The organism is Methylorubrum aminovorans (genome assembly GCF_022179725.1).
GTDB lineage: Bacteria > Pseudomonadota > Alphaproteobacteria > Rhizobiales > Beijerinckiaceae > Methylobacterium > Methylobacterium aminovorans.
On sequence record NZ_BPRC01000027.1, the window covers coordinates 23,260 to 34,591 of the forward strand.

General features: G+C 66.5%; 11 protein-coding genes and 2 pseudogenes. 7 read left to right on the plus strand and 6 right to left on the minus strand.

Going from position 1 to position 11,332, the window contains the following annotated elements:
- Positions 1–921 precede the first annotated feature (921 nt).
- A complete protein-coding gene (locus MFF24_RS23225; protein WP_012455900.1) occupies positions 922–1,593 on the minus strand; it encodes a hypothetical protein in 672 nt (223 codons plus the stop codon).
- Positions 1,594–2,161: 568 nt separating this feature from the next.
- On the opposite strand from MFF24_RS23225, the gene MFF24_RS23230 reads away from it, so the two are divergent.
- From MFF24_RS23230 to MFF24_RS23240, 3 genes and pseudogenes are all read left to right on the plus strand, one after another.
- Positions 2,162–3,616, plus strand: a complete 1,455-nt coding sequence (locus MFF24_RS23230; RefSeq protein ID WP_017484323.1) for a tyrosine-type recombinase/integrase — start codon at positions 2,162–2,164, stop codon at positions 3,614–3,616.
- Positions 3,617–4,050: 434 nt separating this feature from the next.
- Positions 4,051–4,863, plus strand: a complete 813-nt coding sequence (locus MFF24_RS23235; RefSeq protein ID WP_231343950.1) for a hypothetical protein — start codon at positions 4,051–4,053, stop codon at positions 4,861–4,863.
- 321 nt (positions 4,864–5,184) lie between these two features.
- Positions 5,185–5,325: pseudogene (locus MFF24_RS23240) on the plus strand (glutaredoxin); the annotation flags it as partial.
- Positions 5,326–5,383: 58 nt separating this feature from the next.
- Here MFF24_RS23240 and MFF24_RS23245 read toward each other — a convergent pair.
- Positions 5,384–5,611: a hypothetical protein gene (locus MFF24_RS23245; protein ID WP_012455897.1), complete on the minus strand. Its 228-nt coding sequence runs from the start codon at positions 5,609–5,611 to the stop codon at positions 5,384–5,386.
- A gap of 263 nt (positions 5,612–5,874) precedes the next feature.
- Here MFF24_RS23245 and MFF24_RS23250 point away from each other — a divergent pair, with 263 nt between their 5' ends.
- From MFF24_RS23250 to MFF24_RS23260, 3 genes are all read left to right on the plus strand, one after another.
- A complete protein-coding gene (locus MFF24_RS23250) occupies positions 5,875–6,732 on the plus strand; it encodes a Dps family protein (protein ID WP_012455896.1) in 858 nt (285 codons plus the stop codon).
- 367 nt (positions 6,733–7,099) lie between these two features.
- Entirely contained in the window at positions 7,100–7,645 is a 546-nt protein-coding gene (locus MFF24_RS23255) for a cytochrome b (protein WP_012455895.1), read from the plus strand.
- A gap of 5 nt (positions 7,646–7,650) precedes the next feature.
- The gene (locus MFF24_RS23260) at positions 7,651–8,346 is read left to right on the plus strand and encodes a VIT1/CCC1 transporter family protein (protein ID WP_012455894.1); all 696 of its coding nucleotides are present in this window, start codon (positions 7,651–7,653) and stop codon (positions 8,344–8,346) included.
- On the opposite strand, the gene MFF24_RS23265 is transcribed toward MFF24_RS23260, so the two are convergent.
- Positions 8,347–8,598 (minus strand): hypothetical protein, encoded by a 252-nt coding sequence (locus MFF24_RS23265; RefSeq protein ID WP_012455893.1) that lies wholly within the window; start codon positions 8,596–8,598, stop codon positions 8,347–8,349.
- Positions 8,599–8,965: 367 nt separating this feature from the next.
- Here MFF24_RS23265 and MFF24_RS23270 point away from each other — a divergent pair, with 367 nt between their 5' ends.
- Positions 8,966–9,109, plus strand: coding sequence for a hypothetical protein (locus tag MFF24_RS23270; protein WP_017484325.1), 144 nt, complete (start codon positions 8,966–8,968; stop codon positions 9,107–9,109).
- A gap of 126 nt (positions 9,110–9,235) precedes the next feature.
- Here the strand turns inward: MFF24_RS23270 and MFF24_RS29105 are convergent.
- From MFF24_RS29105 to MFF24_RS23285, 3 genes and pseudogenes are all read right to left on the minus strand, one after another.
- Positions 9,236–9,947, minus strand: a pseudogene (locus tag MFF24_RS29105) (hypothetical protein).
- Positions 9,948–10,468: 521 nt separating this feature from the next.
- Positions 10,469–10,651, minus strand: coding sequence for an SRPBCC family protein (locus MFF24_RS23280; protein WP_017484328.1), 183 nt, complete (start codon positions 10,649–10,651; stop codon positions 10,469–10,471).
- 167 nt (positions 10,652–10,818) lie between these two features.
- Positions 10,819–11,280, minus strand: coding sequence for a DsrE family protein (locus MFF24_RS23285; RefSeq protein ID WP_003597852.1), 462 nt, complete (start codon positions 11,278–11,280; stop codon positions 10,819–10,821).
- Positions 11,281–11,332 lie beyond the last annotated feature (52 nt).

Below are 11,332 nucleotides of genomic sequence, written 5' to 3' on the forward strand. Positions count from 1 at the left end.
CTACTCTCCGGGTTCCAATCGTATCTCCGCTCCTATCGATTGGCCATCCATAAGCCTGCCTTCGGATGCGCGATACGCGGGCCGGAATGCCCTTTGCCCCAAGGACAAATCGTGCGGTTCTGCGGATATTTTTCGAGCGCCAGCGTGGGTCTAAAACGACCAATGGCGTGGGTCTAATTGGGTCTAGAACTTGGGACTTAGATTCCTAAGTCTTTGCCACCATTCGGCTTTCTTGCACGAAGAAAACCTGGTGGAGCTGAGGGGACCGTTACCCCGGTCGGAGCTAAGCCATTGAACTGGAAAAATACTCTTTCCCCTCCGTGACTTGTCGGGAGATGGCTTGGGAGGGCCATGGGATTTATGGATCCTTGGGCCTCGTCCTACCACCGCCAGGGGTTCCCCGCCTCGGATGGGGATCAGCGGCCTTCGCCGCCAGATCCCGCGGTCATGCTCGACCCGGTCCGTCGTGGTTCCATCCAGCTCGGATGCCGGAGCGGCGACGCTTCGAGAGCCCCACCCCGGAACAACGCATCGACGTGTTCGTGTGTAGGGACAGCCTCGCCCTCGTGCGAAGCGCCGCACGGGTCAAGGGAGCGGCCTTCGCCGGCGTGCCTGTTCTGCCTTGGAGCATGCGCGTTCGCGGTCCGTGATACGGCAGGGGTCCGTTCGACGCGTTTCACCGCCCCGGCCTGATCGGACCGTTCTTGGGTTGCGACAGCGCCGTCGTTCGTCCGCCTGAGGAGGGTGGCAGACCGCGAAGCCTGCCGACCGTCCTCGATCCCGGGCGCGTGCAGGTCATGCCGCCTCCGTCGTCCCCGGCGAGAACCGCAAGCCCATGTGCCGATGGCCCGTGTGACCCCGGGTCGGCAATGCCACGCCGCTCGCCCGCGACTACGGGTGAAGCCGAACGCGAAGGCCGGTTCAGGATGCCTGGCTCATCGCGCCGCGTCCGTCGCCGTAAATGAGCCAAGCTTGCTCGGCCTGGACGCGGTCGAGGAACCGGAGGGCCACGGTTCTGGTGGGAACGCCCTTGGTGCCCTGGCTGATGAGCATGAGCCGGCCTTCGCCCTTGGCCAGCATCTTGCCGACGCCACCGGGAGAGGATGGGTCCGACCAGACCGCGTGCACCACGTCGGCCCGGAGGAAAAGGTCTTCCACGGTCACCTTTCCGTCCCTCACGAGATCGCCGTTTCGGTTCGCCTCATCGACAAGGCGGCGCATCTCGGTCGTGTTCGCACGCAGCAAGGCCGCGACTTCAGGAGAGGGTTGCGCAGTTCCTGGCAAGGTGGTGGACCCGTCGCCGAAGGCATCGTTCAACGCCTCCGCCATGAAGCGGTCGATGCATGGAACCGCGGTCACCTTCCCCTTGAGGCGGCCGGACTTCTCCATACGCCGGCCCACGCGCTTCCCCTTGACGAGGATCACGTGCGGGACGCCCGATCCCTCCCCGTCCGGGAACACGGCCCAGGCACAGTCAGCCGACCCGACGAGCGAGCGCATGTATTCCATGCGTTCCCGAACGGGTAAGGCGTTCAACGCCTGAGCGTGCTTGTTGGCCATTCCGGTTAGCTGTGCCAGGAGCCGCTGGTCCATGTATCCCCCCAAGTTGCGAACAGGGTGCACGGAACAAGACTCGCAGTCGTGAACGCCCAGGCTACCCGCGCCGCAAAAGCGATGGCGTGGTTGAGAGCGCGTAACCGGACTCGGACCCTGTGGGCGCTGCTGCATACCCGCGTCGGCACGGTCGCGAGGCTTCCGGAGAAACCCACATCCATATCCCGGTGTATGAGGCGCCCCTCGGCGCGTGATGCGTCCTGCCAAAAGGGAGCAAAGCACCGGCATGACGGTCCGGTCGTGTCATCGGCCCTGCATCTCGCTGGGCATGAAGTGACATGAGCTCGCTCTCGCCGACGCGCATCGGTCCTAGCTGCGCGCCGGGCGGTGGCCATCGTTTCTTATCTACGGTATAATTATTCGCCCACGACTAGCACGGCGACCGGCTTGGGGACCGGGGCGGAGCCGGTTGGCAGCAGCACGACGCGTTAGTGTTGGATCAAGGTACTCGCCCCATCATCGACACTGCAGCGGACCGACGATTGACTGTCTGAGGTGCCCGGCATCCCGCTTGGCAGGAGTGAAGCGTCGCCGCGCTGGGCTCCGCATGGAGTACGTCTTGGCCCGCACGCCCGACCCGAAGAAGGCTTACCTGGAATTGCACGGCGGTACGTGGCGGGTCACGGTCTCGGTTCCGGTACCGGTGCGGCGCGCCCTCGGGGCCACGAAGCTCGTGCACAATCTCGGCACGGACAGCCTCAGGGAGGCGAACGTGCTCAAGAGGAAGCACGTGGAGCGCTTCAAGCGGCGGATCGCGGAGGCCATGGAGGCGGTGGGGCGCCCCGGCGTGGACGACATGAAGATCGCCGTTGAGTTCTCGAAGGTCGCCGAGGAACTCAAGCGGAACGGCAGTGCCGAGGATTGGCAGGAGTTTCAGGAGGCGGTCTACGAGCGCCATGCGGAGATCCGCTGGAAGGACGCGCGTTGGGTCAGGGTCGAAGATCCCGAGGAAGGTCCGAACGAGGTCGAGGAGGCGCTTCCCGAGCAGACCGAGAAGGCCATGCTCTTCTCGGCGATCTCGCACGGTCGGGCGACTCCCGTCGACCTGATGCACGAGGACTACCGCAAGCAGCTCTTCGTCAAGGACCGGACCCGGGCGGACGACGCCCGCGCGCTGCGTTTCCTGCAGGAATGGTGCAAGCGCGAGCGCATCCCGGCCACGCTTCAGGAGATCGACGTGAGGCGCGCGCACGCCTTCGCCGACGCGCTGGTCGAGATGACCGGCCTCCACCACGTGACGCTCAACAAGTACATCGGCCGGCTCTCCGGCTACTGGCAGTGGATGGTGCCGAGGACGGCGGCCGTGTCGGGCAACGTGTTCGCCAACGTCCGCCTCAAGGGCCCGAAGGAGAAGCACGACCAGAAGGAGAGGCCCTTCAAGGACAGTGAACTCGCGGACCTGCTCCGCGGGCCCGCCCCGCCGAAGCTGCGAGACCTGATGCTGATCGGGGCGCTGACCGGGGCGCGGCTCGACGCCATCGTCGACCTGAAGGTCCGCGACACGGCGTACAATTGCTTCCTGTTCAAGCCTCAGAAGCAGGAGGCGTCGGCCCGCTACGTCCCGATCCATGCCGACCTGGCGGAACTCGTCGCCCGGCGAACGGCCGGCAAGCAGCCCGAGGACGACCTTTTTCCGGAATGGCCCCCCGTCAAGAAGGCCGACTCGATGCGCGAGCGCAGCTTCAAGGCCTCGAACCGGTTCACGGAATACCGCCGAAGCGTCGGGGTCGACGAGGTGGTGCCCGGCAAGCGGCGGTCCCTGGTGAATTTCCACTCCTTCCGGCGCTGGTTCAGCAGCCGCATGGAGCAGGCCGGGGTGCCGGGCGAGATGATTTCCGCGATCGTCGGGCACAAGCGCAGCAGCATCACCCTGGACGTATACAGCGAGGGGCCGCACATGCGCGCGGCGCGTCGAGCCATCGCCAAGCTCAAGTTGCCCCCGCTGGACGGCAGCCCGATCCGCGATGAGATGACCCTCAGGCCGCGGGCGCATCCCAGGTAGGGCGCGGTTTCGACGGGCGGTCGGGCGCATCCGGCATCCGCACGGGCAGCCGTCCGCGCGACCGGCTTGCTCCGTCCCCCCCAGGAACCGTTACGGGCAGCGGGTCTCGCCTCGCCCATCGGCGTCGCCCTCGCGTGATGGCCTCGTCCCGGGAGCAAGCGCCTGGGCGTCGCGAGCCACGCGACGTGACCCAAGGTCATTTGTCTGCATCCTGGAGGTTTGCGGTAACCTTCATGACGGCTTCGGGTCGGCTCCGCGCCACCGCCACCTTGTCGCAGGTATTATACTGATGGTATAAATAAGCGTCGCAGGGGGCGAGGTTCGAGCGTGCACTGACGGAGGTGGCAATGGTCGTGGGGTTCTTTTCTGACGATGGTTCCGCTCTTTACGCCGCGCTGTTGGCCAGCTGCGGGCTCGCGTGCGTAGGACGGTTCATGACCGTCATCGACGGACACGAGATCGGGCGGCCGACCTGCGGTCCATCCATGGAGGACGCGGCGGCATCCCGGGCGGACATGTCCGCGATGCTCGCGCGGGCCGCGGCCGGCGGCCAAGCCGACGTCGGCTTCGTCGCCCCGCTCGGCTTCCTGCATGAGGGCGGCGTCTGGACCCACCTCGACGTGGCCGTGGTCTCCGGAGGGGACCCCCTGCAAGCCAGGCGCGCTAGGCGGTCCGCCGGTCACGCTGCCGGCGGAGAGCTCGCGTCCGGCGCGAAGCGTCGGGACGCATCCGATCGCTGCGCGCGGCGCCCGTGGCTCCTGACGTTCGGGGCGGGGCGGCCTCATGGGCCTGCCGCATCGCCCAAGCATGGCCTGCAGGGACGCGGCACCGAAGCCGCCGCGAGGACGCTGCCGGTCCGGGTGCCTTTGCCCGGCCGATCCGTGAAGGCCGCCATGGACCGCGGGCTTCCGACGCTTGAGACCCTACGCATCGGGATCCTGCTGGCGGCGACCTTTGAGGTCGCCGCTGCGGTTCCCGACGCGGCCGCTGTCGAACTCGCGACGATGTCCGACCTGATGTCCCCGGCATCCCATCCGGCTGACCAAGCCCTGGCCGGACGCCTGTCCGATCTGGCGGATCGGCTGGACGACATCGAACGGGCGCTGGGTACGCCGGCATCGCCGGCCGCCTCCAACAGGCGGGATCGGGGCATGCGGAGGATTGCCAGGTCCTGTCGCGACGCCGTCCCGGAACTGCCGGCGGCATCCTGGCCGACGGGCAGCGCATCCGCTGCCGGACCTCGATAGCCGGAATCGCTTCCCGCTACGCGACCGTGCGTCGACACCTGACCCGCCGATCCGGTCTCAAGAAACGCTCCGCCCCTGCCCGATCCGGTTCCGGTAGGGGCGCGAGCCGGCCACGCTGCGTCGGGCGCCCGCTGCGCCCCGCCCAAAGTGGCATCCGAATGGGACAACCAAGTGGGCGCGATGGGCGTCAAGGCCGACGCTCGGATGCCACGCGCGCAGGGTATCGGGTCAGCGCAACCTCATACCCGGCCTCGAAGTCGCGAAACCGCACCCCCGCGGGGCTCGCTCGCAGCGCCCGCTTAGACTCAGTCTCGGTGTTCAAAGGCGGTCCATCTCGACAAGTGCGACATCAAGTGCGCCTGCGTGGGCGGGTCGAGCAAGGTCCCGCTCGGCTTCGTCCCGCTCACCGAGAACGTGATGGTGGTCGTTATGGCCTTCTGGATGCTGGCGATGCACCGTTGAGTGTCTTGCGCACCACCCTGGGAACCACCTGCCCCGCGCGAGAACCGGGGCGTAGACCTCAAGCCGGGTCGAGTTCGTTGACCAGCGTCGAGAGGTAGAGGGCGATCCGCCGGCTCGCCGCCGGGTCGGGGGCCGCGACCGAAAAGCCCACGTCGAGGATGTCGTCGCCGTAACGCCTCATCACCGACTCGGCCATCAGCGCGACCTCGCGCTCCGCCTGCGCCGTCAGGACCCGACGTCCGTCGCGGGTCGCCAACCGCACCTCGAAGCGCCGCGTGGACGTCAACGGTTTGCTCCCCTCGGGCGAGGCCGCCCGTCAGCGCGCCCGACGATGAGGTCAAGCAATGAACGGCCTCCGGAAACCTATCCGAAAACGCTCCCGTGACATGGCCGAGACCTCGCCAGGGGACAAGCGGGGCAGGAATCCCCGGTGCCTAAATTCGGGTTCATACCGGAACGAGGGGGAGGCCGTGTTCGTCCCAGCTAGGGCTTCCCGGCTGCCCGAAGGCGTGCGGGACCTCACCCAATGCAGCGTTCCCAAGGTTCCCGATGACCCGTCCGATCCACGCCCTGGCGGCCATGCTCCTCCTGGCCTCGACCGTGCTCACACCAGCCCTGGCACGCGAGGCCGCCCCAGCCTCAACCCCCGCCAAGGCGGTCGCCCCCTCCGCCGCACAGATCCTGGCGCGCATGCAGGTCGCCCAGGAAACCACCGCGACCCAGCCCGCGGGTTCACAGGGCCCTAGCAACAAGACCGAGGGCGTTCGCCAGTCCTCGCAGACCCAGGTGACAAGCCGCCAGCCCCTCGGGGCATTCCCGACGAACGAGGTCAGCCGCCAGCCGGTCATCGACCTCGGTGCCGGCGAGGAGGGCATGAAGAAGGACGTCGCCGCCCTTCAGCAGACCCTGACCGAGTTGCAGCAACTCCAGTTGCAGACCAAGCAGGCGCACTGGAACGCATCGGGCACCCTGTACTACCCGCTGCACCTCCTGCTGCAGGAGCACTACGAGGGCCTGTCGAAGTACGCCGACACCATCGCCGAGCGCCTCCTCGCGGTCGGCGTCTCGGCCGACGGGCGCGCGAACACCATCGTGAAGACTTCCGGCGTGCCGGAGATTCCCGGCGGCTTCCTCGACGATGCGCAGATCCTCGTGTGGTTCACCAACGCCTACAAGCGCGTCGGCGAGGAGGTGCACGCGGCCATCAAGACGACCGAGGACGTCGACCCCACCACGTCGAACCTGCTGCAGGAGGTCGAGCACGGGATCGCCAAGTACCAGTGGCAGATGCGGGCGCAGCTCCAGCGGACGCACACCGACCCGAACACCGGCTGGGACCTCAACGACAACAAGCCGGTCGACCTGCAGGGCCAGCAGGCTCCGGCCCAAACACCCGCCAAGCCCTGACGACAGCCAACCCCGCGCCGTCAGGCGCGGGGTTTCCCCTTGACCCGCGATCAGTTTATATTAATTCCAAACTAGAGATGCGCCCCCGGGATCGAACGACGCCTCAGCCTCCCCTCACGCCCGGCCAGCGAGCCATGTTGCTCCGGCTCGACCGGGAGGGACCGCTTGTCTCGCCCAAGCCCTGGGAGATGCGCACGGTCCGGTCCCTGAGGGAACGCGGGTTGATCCGCCCGCGGCTGTCGAGCCGGGACCCGGAGGGTCTCTGGTTCATCAGCGCCAAGGGCAGGCGAGCCATAGCCCCGGCGGGTCCAGCCGTCGGCGACCGTCATCCCCCGGCAGCATCACCGGCGTAGGCAGGATCTCGACCATGAATGCACCCGACGATACGACACGGCCGACGGCGAGATACGACGGCGGCACCATCGCGCTGCATTGGTTGACCGCGGCGCTCGTGCTCGGCCTATGGCTGGTCGGGACGTTCCTCGAAGACCTTGTCCCAAAGAGTGCCCTGCGCTCCGGCATCTGGTCGGCCCATTTCGACCTGGGCTTCGTCCTCACCGGCCTCGTCGTAGCCTTCCTCATCTGGCGGCGGGCCCGGGGCCGCGACCTGCCGGTCGATGACCCTGGGCCCCTTCATCGCCTGGCGAAGGCGACCCACGCCGCGCTCTACGTCCTGCTGCTGGTCATCGTCGGCCTCGGCATCGCCAACGCCTTCGTGCGCGGTGTCTCCCTCGGCCCGGTCAGCCTGCCGCAGATCGGCGACCCGGAGTGGCGGCGGCCCCTGACTCACTGGCACGGGTTGGCCGCCAACGTGCTGATGGTCCTGGCCCTGTTCCACGCGGTCGCCGCCCTCGTGCACCACTACCTCTGGCACGACGCCGTCCTGCGCCGCATGCTGCCCCGGGGATCCTGACGCCCATGCGACCCGTCCACCAGGAGCGGCACCTGATCGACCGCATCGGCTGGCTGCGAGCCGCCGTCCTCGGCGCAAATGACGGCCTCGTCTCCACCGCGAGCCTGATCGTGGGTGTGGCAGCCTCGTCCGCCAACACGGGTGAAATCCTCGTCGCCGGCAGCGCGGGCCTCGTGGCAGGCGCGATGTCGATGGCGGCCGGCGAGTACGTCTCGGTGAGTTCCCAGGCCGACACCGAGCAGGCCGACCTCGCCCGCGAGCAGCGCGAGCTCGGCGACGACCCGGCCGCCGAGTGGGAGGAACTCGCGCGGATCTACGTCGACCGGGGCCTCGACCATGCGCTCGCCTTGCAGGTCGCGGAACAACTGATGGCCAAGGATGCGCTCGGCGCCCATGCCCGGGACGAGCTCGGCATCTCCGAGGTCACGACGGCTCGGCCGGTCCAGGCGGCGCTGACCTCGGCGGCGACCTTCTCGGCCGGCGCGGCCTTACCCCTGGCGACGGCGGCGCTCTCGCCCGGCAACATCGCGGTCTATACGGTGTCGGGGGCCTCGCTGGTATTCCTGGCGGTGCTTGGGGGACTCGGCGCCAAGGCGGGCGGCGCCCCCATCGCCCGGGCGACGGCGCGGGTGACCTTCTGGGGCGTACTGGCCATGGCCGTCACGGCAGGAATCGGGAGCCTGGTCGGCAAGGCCGTCTGACTACCGCTGCGGATCGTGGCAGTGCATCTTCGGCGGCGCGGTCGCGCAATCGATGGAGCACGTCTGGTCGGGCCGGCAGAACCACTGCAGGGCGCCGGTCTTCAGACACGAGCCGGAACAGTGCCGGTGGGCCGCGTTCGTTGGTTCGACGAAGGACGCCGGCGCGTCCGGTGACGCCGCAGGTTGCTGGGCGAACGCTGCAGGCACGACCGCGAGTTGAACCAGCAGGAACCAACGCAAACGTCTCGCCATCGCAGTCTCCTCGAAAAGCGGCAGGCACACGCCGCATGTCTGCGACGACGATGCAGTGTGTAGTCGAGCTGCATTTAGCAACTGAAGATGTGAATGAAATTGACTAAAATCAATTTCATCGAATGCCGGCACCGACAATAGCGAGTGGCGGCAAGCACTTCAATGCTCATGTTGGAGAAGTGCTTGCCTGGCCTTGGGCAAGCCGGAACTGCTTTACCGCAGGTGGTGTTTCCGGCGGCGCTTCCGTCCGCGCTTTTCCCGGGGCGGGCCGCGCCATTCAAGGGAGGTTCCCGTCGATGGACAAGCCAGTCGCTGCCTGATCGGGGCCGTCAACCTGCTCGCGGCCGCCGACCCAGCACAGGCCGCGATGCCTGCCCAGACCGTGCTAACCGCGGCCATGCGTGCCGAGAGCTACGCCGACCTGCCCAAGCCCATCCCCGACGCTGTGGCGCTCCTAAAGGAGCCGGACGAGGTCGCGGCGAAGGCCAAACCGCTACTTGCCGCCTCTTAGGGCGAGGCCACGGTACAGCAGGCGCAATACTACTATCATCGCCACCATCACCATCACTGCTGCGACATGCCGTACGGGTACAGAGCCTGATGCGGCGGGGTGGATGGTTCCGCACCCCGCCCAGCCTTACCGCTGGCTCTTGGCGGCGCCTAGGATGCGCCGGTAGGTTCCGCCGAACACGGTGTGGGTCGCCGAGGTCCACTGCGAGTCCGCCGCCAGCGTCTCGCGGCTGGGGTAGATGCGTCGCGATTGGAGTTCGCGCTCGGCGCCTCCTCTTCGTTCATCGCCATGAGCTCGAAATCGGCCTCAACCGAGACGACGGACACCTGCATGAACGGCTCGTCCTTCCGGAAGATATGCCTGCGGCCTTCGTCCGGGGCCTTGAACACCATGAAGTACATCGTCGGCCCCCAGTGCCGGATGAGTGCCGGCATTGCGACCGGCACTGTTCCGGTCCAGTCGGTGTAGAAGCGTGGGTGGATCTCGGTCCTGATCACCTAATTCTCCTCGACCCTTAGGTCGATGAGGATCCGATAGGCGTAGTAGGCCTCGCCGAAGCTCCAGAGCGGCGGCCTTTGCGGTCCCGGTCCGCCGGGCTCGGCGAAATTCCCTCAAAGACCAGTCTTGCGGCCCTGGTGCTCACGCCCAATTCGGCGTCGTAGGCGTAGAACAGCTCGATCCCGCCTTTGACCGCTTCCAAGAGCGGGATGCAGTGCCAGGCATAATCCTGCGAGCCTTCTGTGCGGGGCTCCGGATCGCCCGCCCAACCGGGAATTTTCAAGCGCGTCCGCCGGGGCGGCAGCCCCGGCTCGATCAGCCTGACCTTCACCTGTCGCATTCTCGACCGTCCCTTCGATGTCGCCCTGGAAGATAGGAGGTCAGAGGAACGGTTCGGCGCGAAGCAACACCATGTGATCGCCCAGTCAGGTCGCTGCGGGGCGTAGCAGTACGTTGGCGACGCCCTGGGTGTGATCCGCGTCTTACTCGACGGTGACGGATTTTGATCTAGGCCGATCCCGCTCCAAGTGCGAAAGAGCGGCCCCAAAATCTCTGCGCCTGCCGACGTGATTACTGGGACTTGTCGGCGATGACCCTCGGGCCCGCCTCCTAGACTTCAGCAATTGTCTCCTTGGCTTTAGCATCAAAGGCCCCCTTGGGCTTGACGTTTCCGGCCCAGGATACCTTCGATCCGCTCCCGTCCTTCTACACTATGAGCATGGACTTATAGCTCTACACAGGCAGCGGGCGGGAGATTATCGTGCATGTGTAGTCTATCTTCTTGTCGCCGCGGAACTGTTCTTCCTCCATGATGGTGTCACTGCCCTTCATCGACAATGTTCACTCCTGCCTGCCGCCTTTCTAAGACAGCACCCACTTCTCGATGACGAGGTGCCAGTTGCCGATGCCGCAAAACCCGCCAACCATCTTCCAGACCGCTTCGGGCGATGCAGGCACCATCACGCTCTTCGTCACTTCAATCGCAAGGGCAGGCGTGACGACGACCATGGCCAGCGCCACGGCGGGGACGGCGATTCCGAGCATTCATCGGTTCCTGTAAAACCTTGAGCGCGTCGTGTGCGCCGAGGAACCAGCTACTGCGCGACCGAAGGCGGACTACGCCAAACGCGGATGTGTGAACGGTGCACTCGATGTACCCCTGAGGCAGTCTCGCGACCAACCAATGGCTAGCCTTCGGCGACCCGGCGCGATCAAACGCGGAGATAGCTCCAACCTGCCTCCTGAAGTGCCACGAGACGGACTGCACCAGCCGAAACGATGCCGACGTGTGGCAGTAATTCCAGAGGGTGCCCCTCTGCCTTCTCCATGGCTTTGATGGTGTTGCCGCAGGCCGAGAGTACGATTCCCGGCACGCTCTCGGTGATGGAGTGGATCCTCGACGTCACGGGCGATGTGTCGGCCCGCAGCATGTGCAGACCCGGCCCATAGGCAACGATCTCGACCTCAAGCTCCTCGGCCTGATTGCTGTATTCGCGTGCGAGATTGACCGCGTTGTTGAGGGCGAGGTCGAACACGCCGTTCTCGCGAGAACTGACCTGCAGTGCGACCCGATGGGTCTTGGGGTCAGCCGATTGGGTCGCCGAGGCCCTGCTCGCCACGAGCCAAGCCATCAGCGCGGCCAGTCCGGACACGCCCCTACGCGACAGCATCATCGTGTCCACTCCGTTCGCGAACGGTCCTGTTCCGACAGGAATATTCCTGCGA